Raw genomic sequence first — 22003 nt, 5'->3', positions numbered from 1 at the left:
GACCGATTGCTAGGGCCGCGGCAGTTTCTGATGGAGCGGGTTGGACGTGTAGCGCTGGGTTTTGCCCGTGCGCACCCCGGGCTTCGTCGAATCGACGACGGTCGGCTCATGCGCACTGCGAGTGGCCGCGTCGATCAGCTGGAACGCCGACGAGCCCGTTCGGGAGATATTCGGGGCGGTGATGCGCCGCCGGGCGTCACCCTGGCAGGTCGGGCAGGCCGTGACAACCGGGGCCGTGCCCATCGGAAGGATCAGCTCGAAGTCCGGGCAGCCCGCGCAGCGGAACTCGTAGATGGGCATGGAGTCTGCGTTCCCTTCTCAGGCGGGCCTGGTCGACGTCGCGGGTGCGGTCGACGCCGCGGGTGCGATCGACGCCGCGGGTGCGGTCGAGGTCTTCGGGGGGTCGGCGCCGTGCCCGAGCACCCATGCCACCCCCAGGGACAGCGCGGCGGCGAGCGCCACGATCAGCGCGTAGCCGGTGGTGGTCTCGTATTCGCCCAGCAGCAGCAGGAACGCGGGGATCGTTCCGGTCATGTGGCTGATGAAGATGGTGAACCAGCCGGTCGTGCGGGTCAGGGATTCCTTGCCGAGGCCCAGCACGAGGAAGAAGAGGAACCACAGCACCGCCCAGATGAGCCAGATGACACCGAAGACGGGGTCGTCCACCAGGGTGAACTGAAGAATGCCGATGACCGTGGCACAGAAGACCACGAACAGCGAGAACCAGCCGAGGCCCTCCCCGCTGATGCCCGTGAACTGCAGAATCGCCACATAGAGGTAGGTGAAGCCGAACAGGTAGAGGCCCGCCGCCCCGAAGATGGTGGCCTGGTCACCGTCGGCCCCCAGGATGATCAGCGTCGGGAAGATGACCTGCATCCCGCCGACGAAGAAGTTGAGGATTCCGGCCGACTTGCCCGGAATCGCCCCCACCAGCATCAGGCCGTTGATGAAGAGAACGGCCCCCACGTACAGCAAACCCACTGCGCCCATCAGAAAACTCCCAGTTCAGGAGCAGCCGCAACAGATTGCACAACCACTCAGTTGGCGGAGAACGCGCTCGAACACCGGCCACGGTAGACCCGGCCTCCGGGGGTGTCAACGGAGGCGGACGCATCCGTTGCCGACGCCCAACAGTTCGAACTCCGATATGCCAATATTCCTAGACATCTGGCCGGAGTCTGCCTACAATTGAGGCTGCGAATGCCCTTCTCTGGGCTGGGGAACTCGTCTTCAGAATCGACATGAAGCTCCGAATGAACGACGACAGTCTTCTTCCGACACCCACCTGCGCTACCTGCTACGACTCGATGGCACCGGTCGGCGGCGGCTGGTGGTGCGATCGCTGCGAGGAATTCGCGTAACCGATCGCGTTTCTCCGCGCCTGCTCCCAGCGGGCGCAGGCCGACCCTGGCCGGTGGGCACGGCTCCCCCGGCCCGAACGAATTCGACGGAGATTTTGGTCCCTGAGGACTGTTTCTGGCCGTAACCGGCCATCTCAGGCAAAATCTCCGTCGAATTGGTTCGAGCGGCCGGACCGGGACGGGAGACGGCGGGACGACGGCGGGAGAGGGCGGGAGAGGGCGGGAGAGACGGCGGGAGAAGGCCGGACAGACGGCGGGAGACGGCGGGACAGACGGCGGGAGACGGCGGGACAGACGGCGGGACGACGGCGGGAGAGGGCGGGACGACGGCGGGAGAGGGCGGGAGAGGGCGGGACAGACGGCGGGACGACGGCGGGAGAAGGCCGGACAGACTGCGGGAGAAGGCCGGACAGAGGGCCGGAGAGGGCCGGACAGACTGCGGGACAGGGGCCGGGGCAGCAGGGGCAGGGAGGTTGGGTACTGTGGATGGGTTCCACCAGCGCCTGACCGGGCATCAACCCAGAGGAGTCCCATGTCGATCACCGTTCAAGGCGTCATCGCTCGATCGAAGGGCGCACCGGTGGAGCTCGTCGACATCGTCATCCCCGATCCGCTTCCCGGCGAGGTCATCGTCGACATCGAGACCTGCGGCGTCTGCCACACCGACGTGCACTACCGCGAGGGCGGCATCAACGACGAATTCCCGTTCCTACTCGGCCACGAGGCGGCGGGCCGGGTCAGCGTCATCGGCGCGGGCGTCACCCACGTCGCCGTCGGCGACTTCGTCGTTCTGAACTGGCGCGCCGTCTGCGGCGACTGCCGCGCCTGCACGCGTGCCGAGCCCTGGTACTGCTTCAACACCTTCAACGCCACCCAGAAGATGGCCCTCACCGACGGAACCGAGCTCAGCCCGGCCCTCGGCATCGGCGCCTTCGCCGAGAAGACCCTCGTGCACGAGAAGCAGTGCACCAGGGTCGACCCGGCCGCCGACCCCGCGGTCGTCGGACTGCTCGGCTGCGGCATCATGGCCGGCATCGGGGCCGCCATGAACACGGGCAACGTCACCCGCGGCGACTCGGTCGCCGTGATCGGATGCGGCGGCGTGGGCAACGCGGCGATCGTCGGGGCCCGGCTCGCCGGGGCATCCGTCGTCATCGCAATCGACCGCGACGAGAAGAAGCTCGCAACCGCAGAGACGCTCGGCGCCACGCACACGATCGACTCGGCCGGCCTCGACGAGGAGGGCGTGGTCGCGGCCGTGCAGGCGCTGACCGGTGGCTTCGGTGCGGATGTCGTGATTGACGCCGTCGGGCGTCCCGAGACTTGGCGACAGGCCTTCTACGCCCGCGACCTGGCCGGCACCGTCGTGCTGGTGGGCGTGCCGACCCCCGAGATGATGCTGGAGATCCCGCTGCTCGACGTCTTCGGCCGCGGCGGCTCGCTGAAGTCGTCCTGGTACGGCGACTGCCTGCCGGAGCGCGACTTCCCGATGCTGACCGACCTCTACCTGCAGGGCCGCCTGCCGTTGGACGAGTTCGTCAGCGAACGCATCGGCATCGGCCACATCGAGGAGGCCTTTGCGAAGATGGCCCGCGGCGACGTGCTGCGCTCCGTGGTCGTGCTCTGATGACGGCGCGGATCGAACATCTCGTCACCTCGGGCAGCTTCAGCCTCGACGGCGGCACCTGGGACGTGGACAACAACGTCTGGATCGTCGGTGACGACGACGAGTGCGTCGTGATCGACGCCGCCCACGATGTCGGCGCCATCCTCGCGGCGGTCGGCGACCGCAAGCTGGTGGGCATCCTCTGCACGCACGCTCACGACGACCACATCGGCGCCGTCGCCGGCGTGCAGGCCGCGCACACCGCGCCGACCTACCTGCACCCGGACGACATGATGCTGTGGGACCGCGTCTACCCGGATGCCCCACCGAGCCGTCCGCTCGAAAACGGCCAGCACATCCACGTGGCCGGCATCGATCTCGAGGTTCTGCACACCCCGGGGCACTCCCCCGGCGCCGTCTGCTTCCATGCACCCGCGCTCGGCACGGTCTTCAGCGGCGACACCCTGTTTCACGGCGGCCCCGGCGCGACCGGCCGGTCGTTCAGCGACTTCCCGACGATCCTCGCGTCGATCAAGGGCAAACTCCTGATGCTCCCGGCGAGCACCGTAGTGCTCACCGGCCACGGCGAGTCGACGACGATCGGCGCCGAGGCCGGGCACCTGGACGAGTGGATCGCCCGCGGCCACTAGGACGTGACCCCGGACGGCCTCCCGGGACATCCGTCGGGCGTCGCCACTTCGGTCAGAACCGGCTGTTGGCAGCACGAATTGTGGCTAATTCAGGAGATCCCGGCGCACGGTCGGCATCGACCCCGTGATTCCGCGGCCGATGCCGGCCAACTCACATCAGGCCCGCCGTTCTCCTGAATTAGCCACACACTGCCAGCGCAGGAGAACCAGCGCAGGACAGCAGGGACAGGACAGTCAGGACAGGACAGCAGGGACAGGACAGCAGGGACGGATGCCCTGCCCCGGCAGGTCAGCGGCGCACGATCGAGCGCAGCAGCCGCACGACCACGGAGAGGGACGCCATGTCGTCCTGACCGAGGGCGTTGACCTCCTCGAACACGCTGCGGGCGCGTCCCAGCTGTTCCGCGTTGAGGGCCTCCCAGGCACCGACGCGCTCGTCGGCGTTGCCGGCATCCGTCTCGTTCAGCACCGCCCGCGTCATGTCGGCGACGACCGCATAGAGGTCGTCGCGGAGGGCGGCCCGGGCCAGGGCCTGCCAGCGGTCCTTCCGCGGCAGCACCGTGATGCGCTCCAGCAGGTTGTCCACTTTGAACCGGTCGTAGACCGTGTAGTAGAGGCCGGCGACGTCGGTCAGCGGTTCGTCGACCTGGGCCGCGATCTGCGCCACGTCGAGCAGGGCGAAGGCCTCGAACAGTTCGGCCCACCGGCGGCCGAGGTTCTCCGGCACGCCCCACTTCCGGGCCGTCTCCAGCAGCGACAGCACACGCTTGAGGTCGCCGCCCTTGAGGTAGTCCTCCAGGTGGGCGCGCATCAGGTCCATCTGCGGCTTGTACTGGGCGACGACCTCGCCCACCGGGCGCGACGCTCCCTGGTTGACCTGCCAGCGCACCGACCGGTCGAGCAGCCGACGGATGTCCAGGTGGATCGCCGTCCAGTGCTCGGTCGGGAACGACGACGGCAGGGCGTTGACCTCGGCGACGAGCACATCGATCTCGAAGATCTCGCGCAGGGCCACGAAGGCCTTGGCGACCGTGGCCTGGTTCGCCGAGGTCTCCTCCATCGCCCGGAACGCGAAGGTCACCCCGCCGAGGTTGATCATGTCGTTCGCGACGACGGTGGCGATGATCTCGCGGCGCAGCGGATGCGTGTCGAGCTCGGCGTCGAAGCGCTCGGACAGCTGCACCGGGAAGTACCGGCGCAGGGTTCGGCCGAACCAGGGGTCGTCGGGCAGGTCGCTGTCCCGCAGAGTGGTCGCCAGTTCGATCTTGGCGTAGGCGGCCAGCACCGACAGCTCGGGCGAGGTCAACCCCTGGCCCGTCTCGAGCCGTTCCCGCAGCGTCGCCGTGGTGGGCAGCGCCTCCAGCTCGCGCTTGAGGTCGCCCGAGGCCTCCTGCCAGTCCATCAGCCGCTCGTAGCTGGGGCTCCAGGTGGTCACCTTCGCCCGGTCGTTCAGCAGCAGGATGTTCTGGTCGACGTTGTCTTCCAGCACCAGCCGCGCCACCTCGTCGGACATGGAGGCGAGGAACTCCGACCGCTCCGATTCGGCCAGCTTGCCGGCGGACACCATTCGGTCGACGAAGATCTTGATGTTGACCTCGTGGTCGGAGCAGTCCACCCCGGCGGAGTTGTCGATCGCGTCGGTGTTCAGGATCACGCCAGTGAGGGCCGCCTCGATGCGCCCGAGCTGGGTCATCCCGAGGTTGCCGCCCTCGCCGACGACCTTGACGCGCAGATCCCTGCCGTCCACCCGGATGGCGTCGTTCGCCTTGTCGCCGACCTGCGCGGCCGTCTCGGTGCTCGCCTTCACATAGGTGCCGATGCCGCCGTTGTAGAGCAGGTCGGCCGGGGCGGTCAGGATGGCGCGGAGCAGTTCCGGCGGGCTCAGCCGCACGGTGCCCTCCGGCAGCCCGAGCGCGACGCGCACCTCGGCGGAGATCGGCACGACCTTCGCCTGGCGCGGGAAGACTCCACCGCCGGTGCTGATCAGGCCGGTGTCGTAGTCCGCCCACGACGACCGCGGCAGGGCGAAGAGGCGCGCTCGCTCCTGGAAGGAGCGGGCGGCATCCGGATTCGGGTCCAAAAAGATGTGCCGGTGGTCGAAGGCCGCCAGCAGACGGATGTGCTCGGACAGCAGCATGCCGTTGCCGAAGACGTCGCCGGACATGTCGCCCACACCGACGACCGTGAAGTCCTCGGACTGCGTGTCGACGCCCAGTTCGCTGAAGTGGCGCTTGACCGACTCCCACGCGCCACGGGCGGTGATGCCCATGGCCTTGTGGTCGTAGCCGATCGAGCCGCCGGAGGCGAACGCGTCGCCCATCCAGAACCCGTACTCGGCGGCGAGCCCGTTGGCGATGTCGGAGAAGGTGGCCGTGCCCTTGTCGGCGGCGACGACGAGGTAAGAGTCGTCGTCGTCGTGCCGCACCACGCGGAGGGGCGGCACGAGCTGCTCTCCCTCCGCCGTGGTCACCAGGTTGTCGGTGAGGTCGAGCAGCCCCCGGATGAAGGTCTTGTAGCTTGCGATGCCCTCGCTCATCCACGCCGCGCGGTCCAGCGCCGGGTCGGGCAGCTGCTTGGCGAAGAACCCGCCCTTGGCGCCGGTCGGCACGATCACCGCGTTCTTGACCGTCTGCGCCTTCACCAGGCCGAGCACCTCCGTGCGGAAGTCCTCCCGCCGGTCCGACCAGCGCAGCCCACCGCGGGCCACCTTGCCGAAGCGGAGGTGCACGCCCTCCACCTGCGGGGAGTACACCCAGATCTCGTACTTCGGCCGCGGGAACGGCAGCAGTTCGATCGAGGTCGGGTCGAGCTTGATGCTCAGGTAGGGCTTGCCCTGGAAGAAGTTCGTGCGCAGCGACGACTCGATCAGGTTGATCAGGGTGCGCAGCACCCGGTCGGCGTCGAGCGTGGTGACCTGTTCCATGGCGGCCGTGAGCTCCTCCTTGACCTGCAGGGTGCGACGGATGCGCTCCGGCTCGGCCTGGTCCGGATCGAACCGGGCCTCGAAGAGCGCCACCAGCCCTCGGGTGACGGCCGGATTGGCCAGCAGGGTGTCGGCGATGAAGCCGTAGGAGTTGGTGTTTCCGGCCTGGCGCAGGTACTTGGCGTAGCTGCGCAGGATGACGACCCGGTGCCAGGGCATGCCCTCCCGCAGCACGAGGCGGTCGAGGCCGTCCGACTCGATGGCCCCGCTGACGGCGGCGCCGAAGGAGTCGGCCAGGAGCGCGCCGGTGCTGACCGGGTCCACGCCTTCGGGGTAGTTCAGGCCGAGGTCGTAGAGGTAGAAGGCGCGGCCGTCGGCGGTCTCGATTTCGAAGGGCACCTCGTCGAGCACCTCGATGCCGAGGTTCTGCAGGTACGGCAGGATCTGGCTGAGGCTCTTGGGCTCCGTCATGTAGAGCTTGACCCGGGCATCCTCTTCCGCGAGCTCCCCGGCGCCGGCCGGGAGGTAGACGTAGAGGCCGGGGATGGCCGTGCCCGAGCCGGAGCGGACGGCCGCCGCGGCGGCGTCGGCCGACGCCTCGAACCGGCCGATGTCCTGCAGGGCGTCTTCGATCTCGTAGTCGACCCGGTAGCTGGCGGGGAACGCCTCGGCCCACAGGTCGGACAGGCGCTCGGCCTCCTCCAGCGGGCGGCTCTCCCGCAGCTGCTCGCTGAGGCCCTCGGACCAGGAGCGCACCGCCATCACCAAGCGGCGTTCCAGTGCGGTGGCGTCGACGGAGACGGCCGGGGCATCCTTCTGCAGACGGATGCGGAAGAACAGCCGGGCGAGGGCGGATTCCGTCATGCGGGCTTCGAAGTCGACGGACTCCGCGTTGAAGGTGACCCGCAGCTCCTCCTCGATGCGCAGACGCACGGCGGTCGTGTAACGGTCACGAGGCAGGTAGACCATGGCGGTCATGAAGCGGCCGTAGACATCCGGTCGCAGGAAGAGCCGGGTGCGGCGCCGTTCCTGCAGGCGTTGGATGGCGAGCGCGGTGGTCAGCAGGGTGGGCACGTCGATCTGGAACAGCTCGTCGCGCGGGTAGGTCTCCATGATCCCCATCAGGTCCTTGCCGCTGTGCGATCCGGCCGGGAAACCGGCCTGGGTCATCACGGCGTCGACCTTGTCGCGCAGAATCGGAACGTCGCGCACGGAGCTGGTGTAGGCCGTGGCGGCGAACAGGCCGATGAATCGGCGCTCCCCGGTGACCTTGCCGTCGGCGTCGAAGCTCTTGATGCCGATGTAGTCGAAGTAGGCCGGACGGTGAACGCTGGACCGGGAATTCGCCTTGGTGATCACCAGGGCGGCGCGTTCGCGCGCCTTCTGGCGGCCGGCATCCGTGAGGTGCTGGATCTGGTGGCCGTCGATCTCGGAACGCAGCAGCCCCAGGCCGCTGCGTTCGCGGATGGCGAGCACGTCTTCACCGTCGACGGTCTCCAGGTCGTACTCGCGGTAGCCGAGGAAGGTGAAGTTGTCGCCGTCGAGCCAGCGCAGCAGCTCCTGCGCCTGCCGGATGTCCTCGATCCCCTCGGCGTGGGCCACCTCGCCGAGGGCGTCGGCGATCTCCTGGGCCTTGCGGGTCATCGCCGGCCAGTCTTCCACGGCGGCGCGCACATCACTGAGCACCGTGAGCAGGCCGTCGCGGATCCGGGCCTGGGCCTCGTCGGTGACGCGGTCGATCTCGATGGCGATCCAGGACTCCCGCTGGGAGGCGTCGTCCTTCGCGGCGGAGCCCGACACTCGGGCCGCGCTCAGGAGCTCGTGGGTGTCGCGGTTGCGAGCCACGACCAGCAGCGGGTGGACCACCAGTCGGATGGCGGCGTGCTGGCGCACAAGCTCGGCGGTGACGGAGTCCACCAGGAACGGCATGTCGTCCATGACGATGTAGACGACGCTGCCGTCGGACTCGTTCCGGATCTCGACCCGGGCGGTGCCTGGCATGCGGTCACGGGCGACCTGCCAGTGATGTACGGCGCGGGCACGGAGGAGATCGCCGTCGTAGTGCTGGCGGTCTTCGCCGGCGAGATGTTCGTAGTAGTCGAGGATGAAAGCGTCGAGCGTGCGATCGAGCGGGATTAGATTCGCACGGGTGGACTCAAACGTCATTGAGAAAAGCCTCCATCAGATAGCTGGTGCCCGCGTCGTTGCGGTCACCGTCGAGCCGTGGGGCACTCCGCCGCGAACGTGGAACCCCCCTCCCATCGTAGTTTTGTTCCGGTGATCCGCCACCCGCCCGGCGGCGGGTCCCGGAATCGGCGCGTGCGAGAGTCACCTTTCCGGTCGGCAGCGCCCGTTGCGCCGGTCACTCTCGACCGGAACAGGCACGGTCGGCGATCGTAGGATGGGCGGATGCGCGCAATCCTCGTGAACTCCCCCGGCGGCCCCGAAACGCTCAGCCTCACGACGGTGAGCGACCTGCCCGTGGGGCCCCGGGACATCCGGATTCGGGTGGCCGCCGCGGGCGTGAACCGGGCGGATGTCGCGCAGCGCCAGGGCAGCTACCCGTCGCCGGCCGGCGCACCCGAATGGCCCGGGCTCGAGGTCTCCGGCGTGGTGATCGAGATCGGTGCCGACGCCCGGCAGTTCCAGGTCGGCGACCGGGTGTGCGCCCTGCTCGCGGGCGGAGGCTATGCCACGGAGGCCGTGGTGCACGAGAATCTGGCGCTGCCGGTTCCGGGTTCCGTCGATCTCATCGAGGCGGCTGGGCTGCCCGAGGCCCTGGCCACGGTCTGGTCGAACGTGTTCCTGAGCGCGGGCCTGGCCGCCGGGGAGACGCTGCTCGTGCACGGCGGGGCCAGCGGTATCGGCACCACCGCCGTTCAGCTGGGCGTGCTGGCCGGCGCCCGGGTCGCCGTGACCGCCGGCTCCGCCGAAAAGCTCGAGGTGTGCCGCAGCCTGGGCGCGGAGATCCTGATCAACTACCGCCGGCAGGACTTTCCGGCGGAGATCCAGGCCGCCACCGAGGGGCACGGCGCCGATGTGATCCTCGACATCATCGGCGGCTCCTACGCGGCCCGCAATGTGGCGGCCCTCGCGGTAGACGGCCGCATCATGGTGATCGCCAACCAGAGCGGCGAAAACGCCGACTTCAATCCGTTCCACCTCATGCAGAAGCGCGGCCGGTATTGGGGCACCACCCTCCGCGCCCGCCCGTTCGAGCAGAAGGCCGCGATCATGCAGGCACTGCGAACGGATGTCTGGCCCTGGCTGGAATCCGGCCGCTTCCGCCCGGTGATCGACAGCACGTTCCCGTTCGAGGAGGCCGCGGCGTCCCATCGCCGGCTGGAGGCATCCGTTCACGTGGGCAAGATCCTGCTGGTGCCCTGAACCGTGGGAGTTGAGCCGGCCGGGTTTCGACAGGCTCAACCACCGGCAGGCTGAACCGACGCCGGGCACGGCGGGCACCCCACGCGCCCTGCTACCGTGAGTGCTCACGCCCTCACGGCTGTCGAATTCCCACCCGATTGGAACCACCCGGATGAAGAACTGGTCGTTCACCACCTGCGCCGTTGCCGGGTTCAGTTTCAGCGCCCTGGGTGTGGCCCTGATCATCCTCAACGCGGTGACGGCCAACGTGTTCCTGACCGCCCTGCTCTGGATGGCCGGCGTGGCTCTGCTGATCGGCGGATCCCTGTCGGTGCGCGCGCACCTGCTCTGGACCCGCGGCGACACTCAGTAGCACCGGAACCAATTCGACGGAGATTTTGGCTCACCGCCTTGTTTTCGAGCCTCAACACGCAGTTCTGAGCAAAATCTCCGTCGAATTCGTTCGGGACGAGTTGCCGCAGGGCCTCGGGCCCCGGCCCGGCATCGGCATCGGCCTCGGACCCGGCCTCACGCTCCTAGATCGCGAATTCGCCGCCCGGGGACCGTTCGGTTTCGGCGAGGCTGGCCGGGACACCCGTGGCGTTGACCGGCTCGTCGCTGTAGGTGGACGTGACCAGGATAGGCAGGTGGTCGGAGGTGCCGAGCGGCAGCGTCTCGACACTGTCGATGGTCAGTCCGATGGACGTGGCCAGGTCGAAGTGCCCACGGAAGAACTTGTAGCGCGTGTAGGTGCGGGTGTCGCTGAGGGTGAGGTCGTAGCCGGACTGGGTGATGTGGTCGCCGAGACGGCCCTTGAAAACCGGGTAGTTGTAGTCGCCCACCATCAGGGTCGGCAGGCCCGGTCCGAGCTGGTGCAGCTCTTCGTGCGCGGTGCGGATCTGGTTGCGTCGCAGGGAGTTCAGCGCGGTGAGCGGCGCGGCGTGGAACGACGCGACGACGAGTTCGCGGTGGGCGACGATGTCGGTGAGCCGGGTGCCGATCAGGCGCTCATGCGCGGGTGTCAGCACGCGGTCGTGCAGTGACTTCTTGAGAGCGAAGGTCTGGGTCTTCTCGTTGGTGAACCGGTCCTTGCGGTAGTAGATCGCCAGGCCGAGACGGTTGCGCACGGTGGAGTCGGCGAGGTGCATGCGACCGATCTCCTCGGGGAGCCCGAAGGTGTCGCACTCCTGCAGGCACAGCACATCCGGATCGTAGTTCTCGGACAGGGCGATGAGTTCTCCACTGGCACGATTCTTGCGGAGGTTATAGCTGATGACTTTCACGACTGACCTTTTTCGACTCGACTCGACTCGATGAACACCCACCCAGCCTACGTTTTCGACGAACAAAAGCTATATCGTCCGGGTGAATTCTCGGCGGCGCGCGTGCGAGAATTCAGGCCATGATGCATGATGCGCGAGCAACTGAGCCGGCCACGGTGGAGTCGGTCTGCCGGGACGACCGGCACGCGTTCAGCAAGCCGACGGTTCCGGAGATCCGGATGATCGCCGGCTTGGGGATCGAGGGCGACGCCCATGCCGGCGCCACGACCCAGCACCGCTACCTGGTGGTGAAGGATCCGACCCGGGCGAACCTCACCCAGGTTCACTTCATGGCCGCCGAACTCTTCGACGAGCTGCGCGAGGCCGGCTTCGAGGTCTCCCCCGGCGAGTTGGGTGAGAACATCACCACCCGCGGGCTGGACCTGTTCGGCCTTCCGCTGGGTGCCCGGCTGCGGCTCGGCCCCGATGCCGTCGTGGAGATCACCGGGATGCGCAACCCCTGCTCCCTGATCAACGGGTTTCAGAAAGGGCTGATGAAAACGCTGATCGACACGGATGATGCGGGTCAGGTGATCCGCAAGGCCGGGATCATGGGAATCGTCGTCACCGGGGGGACGGTCGCCCCCGGCGACCCGATTCGGGTGCAGCTGCCGGCCGGGGAGCAGTTGCCGCTCGGCGTGGTCTGACGCCTCCCGGACGGCGGTCGGTCACCCTGCTAGTCTCGGCCTCACCCGCACCAGAGAAGGAGTCACGATGGCACGAACGACCTACACCCCCGATCAGAAGATCTCCCGCCTCCGCGTCTACAACATCGTGGCCGGCTCGCTGCACCTGGTGCAGGCCCTCGGCTTCGCATACGTGCTCACCCTTCTCAGCACGCAGGTGACCTTCGCGGTCACCGCAGACTACCTGTCCGGTCCTCCCGGGGTGCCGCTGCCGCCCGAACGCGTGACCCTGTTCGACGTCAACGTGGGTATCGGCGTCGTCTCATTCCTGGCGCTGTCGGCTCTCTTCCACTTCCTGATCTCGTCGCCGGCATTCTTCCCGCGCTACAAGGCCGGACTCATCGCCAACCGGAACTACTTCCGCTGGGTCGAATACTCCCTGAGCTCCTCGATCATGATCTGGCTGATAGCCCAGATCACCGGCATCACGGACATCGCGGCCCTGTTCTCGATCTTCGCCGCCAACGCCGCCATGATCATGTTCGGGGCGTTGCAGGAGAAGTACGAGACGCCCGGCAACGGCAAGTTCCTGCCCTTCATCTTCGGCTCGATGGTGGGCGTGGTGCCGTGGGTCGTCATCCTGATCTACTTCATCGGCCCCGGCTCGACCAGCGAGGCCGAACCGCCGGCCTTCGTCTACGGCATCATCATCTCCCTCTTCCTGTTCTTCAACACGTTTGCCGTCAACCAGGTGCTCCAGTACCGTCAGGTCGGCGGTTGGCGGGACTACCTCCGCGGCGAGCGCGCCTACATCACGCTGAGCCTGGTCGCCAAGACCGCGCTGGCCTGGCAGGTGTTCTCCGGAGCGATCATCCCCGCGCTCACCTGAAAACTGCGGCACTCAGCTGACGGCCGCGTGGAAGGTGCTGAATTTCGGTGCGACCGGCTTGATGTTGTGGTTGAGGTGGAAGAGATTCTCCGGGTCGAACTTCGTCTTGATGGTTGCCAGCCGGTCGTAGTTGGACCGGAAATTGTCCTCGATCCGCACCTGGTCGTCCGAATCCATGAAATTGATATACCCACCGGGTTCGGAGAAGGGCCGCAGTGCGGTCCAGAAGTCACGCACCCACTTGATGTTCGCCGGACTGTCGGCGGGGTCGTCCCACATGCACGCAATCCCCGGGGAGAACTTCGCGTGCCGGTAGGCAAACGCCGTCTCCTCCGCGCCGACGCGTTGCACCGCACCGTCAATGGGATAGATGTGCACGGATGTCTGCAGCGTTGGCACCATCCGGCCGAAGTCCAAATACGCGGTGATGGCGCCGTCACTGAGCTCGGACAGGAAGTTGGCCTTCCAGTACGCGTGCAGGCCCGAGCGCAGCCCCTCGCCGAAAATCGTGTTGACCTCGGGGTAGGGCATGCGCTGAACCATGGCGCCGACGACGGGTGCGACGTCCAGGTAGGGCTGCCAGCGGGCCTCCCCCTCGGCCGGGTTTCCGAGCCAGACCCCCGCGACGACGCACACCGGTTTGCCGTGCCAGTCGGTGGGCAGGTAGGACGCCGTCGGGCACAGATGGAAACCGAGAAAGGCGCTGAACTCTTCCGGGGCACTCGCCAGGTGCTCCCGGTAGAACTCCGCGACCGTGCGAGCGTCGGCGATGGAGTAGAAGATGACGCCGGCGTGCACCATATCCACCGGATGCAGCTGGTATTCAAACGATGTGACGACGCCGAAATTGCCGCCGCCGCCCCGCAATGCCCAGAACAGGTCTTCATTCTCCGTCGCGCTGGCGGTGTGCACAGTTCCGTCTGCGATCACGACCTCCGCTGACAGGAGGTTGTCACAGGTCAAGCCGTAGGCCCTTGCGAGATAGCCGACTCCTCCGCCCAGGGTCAGTCCGGCGATTCCTTCCGTGCCGACGAGGCCGCCGGTGGTGGCCAAGCCGAAGGAATGTGTCGCCTGGTTGAATCCCGCCCAGTGCACACCGCCCTCCGCGCGCGCACGGGCGGTCACCGGGTTCACTCTGACCCGGTCGCGGTCGGCGAAATCGATGACGATCCCGCGGTCACAGGTGCCGAATCCCGCCGCGCTGTGGCCGCCACCGCGGATGGCGAGATCCACGCCGAATTCCTGCGCGATTCTCACGACGGCGACGACGTCGTCGGTGCCGGCCACGCGCACGATGACGGCAGGCCTCTTGTCGACCATGCCGTTGTACACGAGGCGCGCGATCTGGTATTCCCTGTCCTCGGGGGTGATCACCCGCCCCTGAACGTGGGCCACCAACTGGGAAATCATGTTGTCAGGCACGAGGGCCTCCTATGCGACCACTTCTGGCCAGGGCCTCCTGTGGAAAACGATATGCACCAGGCTCCTACCAGACTTTCAAAATTACGCCCGGCCGCTGCACCTGTCAACGAAAAGCCGCTCCCTGCGCGGGCCGCATCAGGGCCTTTTGGGGGCCGAAGCCGGGGACTACATTGGTCGCCGTCGGCCTCCGCCGGCCGGCATCCGTTGTCAATCGCAATCGCAATCGCAATCGCGATGGCGTCGGCAGGCAAGGAGCACCCAATGAAAGCCGAGCGAATCGAACGCGAACCGCGCACCCTGGTGGGCGTGCACGAGACGCACCGGTGGGACGAATTGACCGAATTTATGGGGCGGGCCTTCGGCACCGCCGCCACCGAGATCGGCAAGCAGGGTGCCCACCCGGCCGGCCCACCGATCGCGATCTACCACGGCGCTCCCTCCGACGTCGTCGACGTGACCGCGGGGTTCCCCGTGACTCAGCCGGTCACCCCGGCGCCCGGCGTGGTGATTGAAACGCTGCCGGGCGGCCCGGCGATAGAAGCCATCCACACCGGGCCGTACGACACCCTCACCGAGACCTATGCCGAGCTCACCGATTGGATCTCGGCGCAGAACCTCGATCTTGCACCCGACATATGGGAGGAGTACGTGGTCGGCCCCGACACCGAGCCGGACCCGGCCAAGTGGCAGACCAGGATCGTGTTCCCACTGAGTTGAGCCGCATTGAGTTGAGCCGCATTGAGTTGAGCCCCACTGAGTTAATCAGCACTGGGTTGATCAGCACTGAGTTGATCGGGTGCCGGGAGGACCGAACCGCCGGCATCAGCGGCGGCGGGCGGTGATCACGTCGAGTCGGCGGCTGACGACGGTGCCGTCCGCCCAGGCCGCAGCCAGTCGCATCAACTCGTCGACGGCCGCCGGCACCGATCGCCGGGTACGGCAGGAGCACCATGCCAGCGCCGCGAAGCTGGCCCGCAGCGCCACCTCGTAGTCGTCCCGGGTGAAGCCCGGGATCTCCCGCACGACCGCGGTCGTCGTGCTGCCGTCGGAGTTGAACCCCGAGAACGAGCGCCCGCACGCGCACCTGCCGTCGGGGTTGGCCGCGCTGGTCGGACACGGATCGAGCATCCACACGAGTTCCCCCGGGATGCAGTCCGTGAAATCCCGCGGGTGCGAGCCCTGGGTCGCCATGGTCGCCACAAAAGCCTTCATCGTCTTCTCCAAATCTCGGCACGAGTGTCTGTGAGTAGATATGAAGAACGCTAGCTGCGGCCACCGACACTGGATCGGCGTCCGGGGCGAGCGACGCCACTGCGTGCCGGGCACGGTCGGCGAGACGACAACTCCGAGGGGTTGACGGATGCTGCCACCCAGCAGGGTCGTCGTCTCACCGACGTTCCGGGTCAGGAACGACCGAGGGGATTCTGCTACGGCACGGCTACTGCCACGGCTACGGCTACTGCCACTGCCACTGCCACTGCCACTGCCACTGCCACTGCCACTGCCACTGCCACTGCCACTGCCACTGCCACTGCTACTGCTGCGAGGGACGCTTACCCACGGAGCGCGCACTCGGCGAGTGCGCTCCGGTTGCGCGGCCGGTCGCGCCGGGCCCGTCGAGGAAGTCGAGCACGTCCAGCATCAGGCGCGGGTCGGAGATCACGGACATGTGCCCCTTGCCGGGGTAGAGGATCAGGCGGCCGTTGGGGATGCGCGCCGCCGCCTCGCGGAACAGTTCGGTGCTGTAGAAGGCGTCCTGGTCTCCGCCGATCACCAGGGTGGGAGCTTCGATCTCGTCGAGCCGGTCGCTCAGGTCGAAGGCGCTCTCGGCGCGAATGGTGGTGATCAGGTCGGGGCTGGCATCGCCGAACATCGTTCCTCCCATCACCCAGCCCATGCCCGCAGCCAGCCGACTCCGCGGCTTGTCGCCGAGAGCACTGAACATCTCACGGCCGGCCTGACGCGGGCGCCCGGCGAGGACCTCTTCGGCGACACGCCGCTGCACCTTCTTGCCGATGGGCCCCAGGGCGTGCGCCGCGCAGACCACGATGAGCCGCTGCACCACATCCGGGTGGTCGGCGGCGAGCTGCAGGGCGATGCTCCCACCGGTCGAGGTGCCCATCACGTCGACGGGCCCCGGAAACTCCAGGCGCAGGGCGTCGGCGTAGTCGCGGGCGATGTCGGCCATGGTGGAATTCGGGTCGAGGCCCGGGTGCGGGGTCAGCCTGAGCACGCGGTGCCGGTTCGCGACCGGCGTCAGTGTCTGGGCAACGATCATGCGCTCGAAGCCGACCGTCGGTTCGTAGTTCTGGGCCAGGCCAGGGATGGCCACCAGCGGCGGGCCCGTGCCGAACCTCAAGTAGGGCATCCCGCCGAGGAGGGTGCCTGTGCGCCGCGCCATGGCACGAGCGTCGGAGACATTCTGTTGCTGTGTCGTGAGGGGCATCGAATCGACCCTTTCGTTTCATGGACTGTTCCGGATGTCATCAGCCGGCTCCGCAAGAACCGTTGGTGACAGTACCCGCGCCCCGGGACCCTCGGAAGCGTCCCGGCGGATTCGGCCGACGTCCAGAGCCCGGGCGCCGGACTCGAGACGGACAAGCCGAACGCGGGACGCACGATCAGCACGCCGGTTCCGGGACGGTCGGTCAGGCGGTGCACGTGGAGGCGGGCGCTCCGGCAGCCGTCGCCAACACGGGGTTGGCCAGGAAATCATCCCGCCGGATGCCCGGCAGCACCCGGTACTGGATCGAACCGGGCACGGTGAACGGTTCCAGAACCCGCCGGAGGATGCGAGCATAGTTCTCCGCGCGCAGCGGACCGTCCCACTCGGAGATGCCGCGGTAGAAGCCCTTCTCGTCGTTGCCGAGCCACAGTGTCGACACGTAGCCGGGGAAACCGACGAACAGTGGCGTGTTCAGGATGCTCTCGGCCCGGAACAGGGCATGGCCGCGGCCCCGCACGAGCAACAGTGTGAACCGCACCAGGACCACGGCCGGGCGGCGGGTCGGATCGCGGTCGACGACGGTCTCGCGGAAGACGACCGCCGCGGTGCCGTCGGTGAAGGGCAGGCGGCACCCTACGTTGTGACGGGGCAGGTGCACGCGACGCCGGGCGAGCAGCGACCCGGAGCGGGCAGTGGACCGAGCAAGATAGTTGACCGTCGGCCACGGGCCGGCCGGTGGTTTCGGCATATATGCGGGGGTCATCAAGAGCCTCCCCCACCTGGAGCGAGTGAGTGGAATATGAATTTCTAGCCGGATGCTGTCAGCATAAGGAGAGGGTCCGCGCCTGTGAAGACCTGCCCCCTCTGGTGCCGACGGTGGAGCCGCGTGACGAAAGGGTGGCGGCATCCGTCTTATGGAGAGAGACCTGATTGAGATATCCCAGTGCCGGAAGGCACCCGCTTCCACCATCGAACGGACCCACATGACGAGCACCGACCTGAACCGAGACGACGTGACCGGCGACGCGACCACCCCCAAGCTCGCTGCCATCGTCTACAACCCCGTGAAGGTCGACATCGACGATCTCCGGGACTCCGTCGAGGCCGAGCAGACGGCCGCCGGCTGGCCGGAGACCCTGTGGTTCGAGACGTCGGCAGAGGATCCGGGGCAGGGGCCGGCCCGGAAGGCGATCGCGGCCGGGGCCACCCTGATCATCGTGGCCGGCGGCGACGGCACCGTGCGCGCCGTGGCGGAGGCCGTGCACGGCACGGACTGCGCTCTCGCGCTGCTGCCGTCGGGCACCGGCAACCTGCTCGCCCGCAACCTGCAGCTGCCCCTCGACGACACCCGGCAGGCGCTGCACATCGCGTTCGCCGGCCAGGACAAGGTCATCGACGTGTGCATGATCGACATCGAGCGAGCGGACCGCTCGGTCGACCGGCACGCCTATCTGGTGATGGCCGGTCTCGGCCTCGACGCCAAGATGCTCGCGAACACCGACGACGCCCTCAAGGCGAAGGCCGGCTGGCTGGCCTACGTGAAGGCCCTGATCGCCGTCGGCAAGGACGACAGCGAGCTGCGCTTCCGGTACCGGCTCAACGGCCAGCCCGAGAAGTCGCTGCGGGCGCACACCATCATGATCGGAAACTGCGGGTCGCTGCCGGCAAGTATCGAGCTGATTCCCGACGCGGCCCTCGACGACGGCGCCTTCGACGTGGTCGTGCTGAAGCCCGAGGGCCTCGGCGGCTGGGTGCAGATCGTGTCGAAGGTGATCTGGGAGAACGGCGTGCTCAGCCGCACGAAGTTCGGGCGCAAACTGCGCACCGGCGATGTCGACGCACTCAATTACGCCACCGGCACGGAACTCGTGCTGCGGCTGCACGGCTCCGAGGAGATCGAACTCGACGGCGACGGGTTCGGCACCGCCGTCGCGCTCAAGACCTGGATGGATGCCGGCAGCCTCACCCTGCGCGTGCCGACCGACGACGAGTAGTCGGCGCCAGGCGGGGCGCCCCGGCCCCCGTTCAGCGACGGCTGTCAGCGGCCGCCGCCACCGCCTCCGCCACCACCACCGCCGGAGAACCCGCCTCCGCCGGACCCGCCGGAGAAGCTGCCGCCGCCGATGCCGCCCCCGGAGCTGGCGGGCGGAGTCGCGGAGGTGAGGACCGAGGCGACCAGGCCGTTCATGGCATTGCCGAAACCGTACGCGGAGAAACCGGCCTGCGAGACGAGCCAGTCCGGCTCCGGTGCCCCGTGCTCGTAGAGCACGACGAGCTCCTTCGCCCACTCCCGTTCGACGCCCCAGAGCACCGCGAAGGGGAGCAGCTTCTCGTAGAGCTTGACCAGTTCGACGGTGTCCGGTGCGCCGGCGGCATCCGTCACCGGGCCCGGCACCGCGCCCGATGCGACACCCGGCACGGTGGGCACGGCGACCCGTGGGGCGCCGTCGGGGCTCTGCAGCATGCGGAAGCGATCCGCTTCGGCGAGCTCCAGATAGACCCTCATGCCCTTGAGGTAGTCGCGCTGCTCGGCGCCGGAGTCGGTGAGGTGCACCGTGCCCTGGGCCAGGTAGAGGGCAAATGCCAGGAAGAGCGTGGCGATGACGGCGACCGTCATCACCTCGCCGAACGCCGGGGAACCGTTGATCAGCGCCACCGCAGCGAGCAGGGCCAGAGCAGGAAGCAGCACGGCGGCCATACCGATGGCGATCCACCGGCCGCCGCGGCGGGTCACCTTGGCCCGCCAGCCGCGGGCGGTGACCGACGCCGTTGCGTCGGCGCGGAGATTGCTCAGTTCAGCGGCGAGCGTGCTGTCCGTGACCCCGAGTTGCCGCGTCGTGCCGTTCGTCAGGCGGGGGAACAGTGTCTTCAGCAACTTTCGCTCCTGGGCGTCCACGCCCTCCGCGGTCAACAATTGCAGTGTGTAGTCGCCCGCGCCTGCGCTGACCGGGTAGTCGAGGATGCGCACCTTGCCGCGCACCGCCAGACTCACGAGCTGGGCGGCGATGGCCGACTTCGACCGGTTCGCGAGGTCGCCCGCCTCCATCAGGTTGTACCCCTCCGGCACGCTGTACTGGGCGATGATGGTGCCCCGTCCGCGGGCGTCGCGCTGGCCGAACCGGCGACGGATGAAGGCGAGCACGACCCCGAGGAAGCCGACCGCCGACACCAGGAACAGCAGCCCGGTCGCAGTGCCTCCCCCGCCGGTGTCCGCTTCGCCCGCACCGGAGCTGTCCGAGGCCGGCACCTGCACGAAGGTTCCGGGCGCGAAGCCGATGGCCACGGTCAGGTTCTGCCGCGGGCCGAGATCTCGCACGGAGGAGGAGAACAGCTGGCCTGTGGTTCCGGTGACAGCGGCATCCGTGGTCTGGGTGATCCCGCATCCGGTGGTCTCGCCCTGGGCTCCGACGTAGCAGGCGGCGTCGCCGGTGAGGAACTCGGCGACGCTCGGGTCGACGTGCACGCGCGCGGTGACCGAGCCGAACGGCTGGTCGAAGCCGGTGCCGTTCGTGTCCCAGTAGAGCTCGTCGTCGTCGGTGTCGGCGAACGCGCGCACCACGTTCTGCTGGGTGTATGTGATCGTGTACGTCTGCGTGCCGCGCACGAAGTCGTCGGTGCCGAGGGGCAGCTCGATGCTGCCGCCCTGATCGATGATCTCGAAGAAGACGGGTGCGCCACTGGCGTCGGTGACCGATTCGACAGTGGTGTTCAACGGCACCCCGTCGTAGTCGGTCGGGAGCACGCGAACCATGCCGCGGTTCTGGTCGAAGTTCGGGAACTGCGCCACGAACGTCTCGACCGTGCGCAGGGTGGAGTGGCCGGCATCGTCCCGGGAGAGGTAGTAGTCGGCTTCGAACGAGGTGAACGTGAAGTCGCCGGTGTCCGCGGAGGCGGCCAGGGGCATCCCGAGCGCCAGCGCCGCCGTCACGGCGAGCGCCGCGACACCCTGCACGAATCGCCGCAACGGATGTCTGGTCGGTGCGTTCCGGTGCATGCTGCGGCTCCCCTGTTTCGGCCGGCTGTCCCCACAACACCCGTTCTCAGAAGGCTAGTGCAGCCCCGGGCCGGGGTGCTCTGTTGCCCGCGAACCGGCGACTTTGAGGGGTGCGACTGCCGTCGCACCCCTCAATCGTGTCGTCTCACCGGGGTGTTGCGAACGTGCTGGGATTCAGGGCTTCAGTACCAGTTGTTGGCCTGCGAGTGCGACCAGGCGGCGCACGGGGTGCCGTAGGAGGAGGCCTTGATGTAGCCGAGGCCCCACGCGATCTGCGTGGTCGCGTTGGTGGCCCAATCGCTGCCGGCGGTCGCCATTTTGTTGCCGGGCAACGCCTGCGGGATGCCGGTGGCACCGCCGTTGGAGTTTACGGCGTCGTACTGCCACTCGGATTCCTTCTGCCACAGCTGGTTCAGGCAGGAGAACTGGTCGGCGCCCCAGCCGTACTGGGACGCGGCCATGGCCTGAGCGGTGGCGCGCGCGCCGGCGGGGGTGTTGCCGGCGGCCACCGACTGTGCCCGGGCGGCCTCGGCGGCGGCGGCCTGAGCGGCAGCCTGTGCTGCGGCCACGGCTGCAGCCTCGGCGGCGACCCGGTCGGCTTCGATCGACGCGGCGGTGACGGCGGCGGTCTCGGCCTTGGTTTTCGCGGTCAGCGAGGTGACCTCGTCGATCGGAAGAATCTCGTAGCTGGCGAGCGAGCTGGCGACCGCGGTGAGGCTGGAGGCGTCCACCTTGTCCTGGGTGGCGACGATGACCTGGTTGGCTTCGTTCAGGGTGATGGACGCGGTGTTGTCGATGTGCGCCTTGGCAACCGCGTCGTAGGCGCCGAGCTGTTCGCGGTGCAGGCCGGTGCTGTCGGCGAGTTCTTGTGTGGCCGAGACTCGAGCCGAGGTGGCGGCTGCGGACTGACCCGCGAAGCCGGCGCCGACCGCGAGGCCGGAGATGGCGAGAACGCTGCCGGCGATAATCGCGATGCGGTGCGGGCGTTTGACCTTGGTGCTGTTGGTGCTGTTGCTGCTGGGAGCGCTGTTGCTTCGCTTGTTCTGGGCGGCGAACCGGGCGCGGAGTTCTTCGGGTGACTCGGGCATAGAGGACGTTGTCTTCCGTGTTACGCAAGCCCGCGCGCGTGAGCGCACCGGCTCACTGAGCATCGGATCTGCGCTCTCGGAGGGCGGCGCAGACGAAACCTCTAATATGCCTCATGTTTCTGAACAAATACTCATAACAGGCGAAAGTTATGAGCGGCAAGGGATTGACACCGGGGGCGTCGGGCTGCGCCGGGTCGGGCTGCGCCGGGTCGGGGCGCGTGCTGCGCCGCTGCGCCGGGTCGGGCTGTGCCGGTTCGGGGCGCGTGCTGCGCCGCTGCGCTGATGAAGTGCCACGCGCGGAACGGCGCAG

18 protein-coding genes are annotated in these 22003 nt (G+C 67.9%); 8 read left to right on the top strand and 10 right to left on the bottom strand.

Translation table 11 applies throughout. The annotated features are described in order from the left end of the window. Window positions 1-9: 9 nt before the first annotated feature. Window positions 10-300 carry an FmdB family zinc ribbon protein gene (locus E3O67_RS00500; protein WP_134427740.1) on the bottom strand — a complete coding sequence of 97 codons (291 nt, stop codon included), beginning with the start codon at window positions 298-300 and terminating at the stop codon, window positions 10-12. 18 nt (window positions 301-318) lie between these two features. Continuing rightward, entirely contained in the window at window positions 319-990 is a 672-nt protein-coding gene (locus tag E3O67_RS00495; RefSeq protein WP_134427742.1) for an AmiS/UreI family transporter, read from the bottom strand. Between the two features lie 903 nt (window positions 991-1893). Here E3O67_RS00495 and E3O67_RS00490 point away from each other — a divergent pair. Together E3O67_RS00490 and E3O67_RS00485 are read left to right on the top strand one after the other, a co-directional pair. Next, window positions 1894-2988, top strand: a complete 1095-nt coding sequence (locus tag E3O67_RS00490; protein ID WP_135101386.1) for an S-(hydroxymethyl)mycothiol dehydrogenase — start codon at window positions 1894-1896, stop codon at window positions 2986-2988. Then, the gene (locus E3O67_RS00485; protein ID WP_135101384.1) at window positions 2988-3617 is read left to right on the top strand and encodes an MBL fold metallo-hydrolase; all 630 of its coding nucleotides are present in this window, start codon (window positions 2988-2990) and stop codon (window positions 3615-3617) included. The genes E3O67_RS00490 and E3O67_RS00485 overlap by 1 nt, the downstream gene beginning before the upstream one ends. 289 nt (window positions 3618-3906) lie before the next feature. Here E3O67_RS00485 and E3O67_RS00480 read toward each other — a convergent pair whose 3' ends face one another. Continuing rightward, on the bottom strand, window positions 3907-8706 hold the full coding sequence (locus E3O67_RS00480; RefSeq protein ID WP_135101382.1) for an NAD-glutamate dehydrogenase: 4800 nt from the start codon (window positions 8704-8706) through the stop codon (window positions 3907-3909). A 243-nt stretch (window positions 8707-8949) separates the two neighbouring features. Here E3O67_RS00480 and E3O67_RS00475 point away from each other — a divergent pair, with 243 nt between their 5' ends. Further along, entirely contained in the window at window positions 8950-9927 is a 978-nt protein-coding gene (locus E3O67_RS00475; RefSeq protein WP_134427750.1) for an NAD(P)H-quinone oxidoreductase, read from the top strand. 151 nt (window positions 9928-10078) lie between these two features. Next, window positions 10079-10279 (top strand): hypothetical protein, encoded by a 201-nt coding sequence (locus tag E3O67_RS00470; protein WP_134427752.1) that lies wholly within the window; start codon window positions 10079-10081, stop codon window positions 10277-10279. Window positions 10280-10442: 163 nt separating this feature from the next. Here the strand turns inward: E3O67_RS00470 and E3O67_RS00465 are convergent, their stop codons facing one another. Beyond that, complete coding sequence (locus tag E3O67_RS00465; RefSeq protein WP_134427754.1) at window positions 10443-11189, bottom strand: endonuclease/exonuclease/phosphatase family protein; 747 nt, start codon at window positions 11187-11189, stop codon at window positions 10443-10445. Window positions 11190-11311: 122 nt separating this feature from the next. Here E3O67_RS00465 and E3O67_RS00460 point away from each other — a divergent pair, with 122 nt between their 5' ends. Next, window positions 11312-11875: an MOSC domain-containing protein gene (locus tag E3O67_RS00460; RefSeq protein WP_174776775.1), complete on the top strand. Its 564-nt coding sequence runs from the start codon at window positions 11312-11314 to the stop codon at window positions 11873-11875. Between the two features lie 67 nt (window positions 11876-11942). Further along, on the top strand, window positions 11943-12743 hold the full coding sequence (heR, locus tag E3O67_RS00455; protein WP_134427756.1) for a heliorhodopsin HeR: 801 nt from the start codon (window positions 11943-11945) through the stop codon (window positions 12741-12743). Between the two features lie 12 nt (window positions 12744-12755). Here heR and E3O67_RS00450 read toward each other — a convergent pair whose 3' ends face one another. Further along, a complete protein-coding gene (locus E3O67_RS00450; RefSeq protein ID WP_241981896.1) occupies window positions 12756-14165 on the bottom strand; it encodes an FAD-binding oxidoreductase in 1410 nt (469 codons plus the stop codon). A gap of 261 nt (window positions 14166-14426) precedes the next feature. On the opposite strand from E3O67_RS00450, the gene E3O67_RS00445 reads away from it, so the two are divergent. Then, window positions 14427-14882: a GyrI-like domain-containing protein gene (locus E3O67_RS00445; protein WP_167726390.1), complete on the top strand. Its 456-nt coding sequence runs from the start codon at window positions 14427-14429 to the stop codon at window positions 14880-14882. 105 nt (window positions 14883-14987) lie between these two features. Here the strand turns inward: E3O67_RS00445 and E3O67_RS00440 are convergent, their stop codons facing one another. From E3O67_RS00440 to E3O67_RS00430, 3 genes are all read right to left on the bottom strand, one after another. After that, window positions 14988-15377, bottom strand: a complete 390-nt coding sequence (locus E3O67_RS00440) for a hypothetical protein (protein ID WP_134427760.1) — start codon at window positions 15375-15377, stop codon at window positions 14988-14990. Window positions 15378-15699: 322 nt separating this feature from the next. After that, window positions 15700-16611, bottom strand: a complete 912-nt coding sequence (locus E3O67_RS00435) for an alpha/beta fold hydrolase (RefSeq protein WP_135101378.1) — start codon at window positions 16609-16611, stop codon at window positions 15700-15702. Window positions 16612-16813: 202 nt separating this feature from the next. Further along, window positions 16814-17374, bottom strand: coding sequence for a hypothetical protein (locus tag E3O67_RS00430; protein WP_135101376.1), 561 nt, complete (start codon window positions 17372-17374; stop codon window positions 16814-16816). 220 nt (window positions 17375-17594) lie between these two features. Between E3O67_RS00430 and E3O67_RS00425 the strand changes: the two genes are divergently transcribed. Then, window positions 17595-18605, top strand: a complete 1011-nt coding sequence (locus E3O67_RS00425) for a diacylglycerol kinase family protein (RefSeq protein WP_135101374.1) — start codon at window positions 17595-17597, stop codon at window positions 18603-18605. Between the two features lie 44 nt (window positions 18606-18649). On the opposite strand, the gene E3O67_RS17150 is transcribed toward E3O67_RS00425, so the two are convergent. Then, entirely contained in the window at window positions 18650-20605 is a 1956-nt protein-coding gene (locus E3O67_RS17150) for a DUF2207 domain-containing protein (RefSeq protein ID WP_135101372.1), read from the bottom strand. Window positions 20606-20787: 182 nt separating this feature from the next. Continuing rightward, window positions 20788-21693, bottom strand: a complete 906-nt coding sequence (locus tag E3O67_RS17105; RefSeq protein WP_174776772.1) for a hypothetical protein — start codon at window positions 21691-21693, stop codon at window positions 20788-20790. Window positions 21694-22003 lie beyond the last annotated feature (310 nt).

Origin of the sequence: Cryobacterium sp. TMT3-29-2, assembly GCF_004564305.1 — a bacterium.
Classification (GTDB): domain Bacteria; phylum Actinomycetota; class Actinomycetes; order Actinomycetales; family Microbacteriaceae; genus Cryobacterium; species Cryobacterium sinapicolor.
Note: the sequence above shows the minus strand (reverse complement) of the source record. Positions and strands in the feature narration are given on the sequence as shown.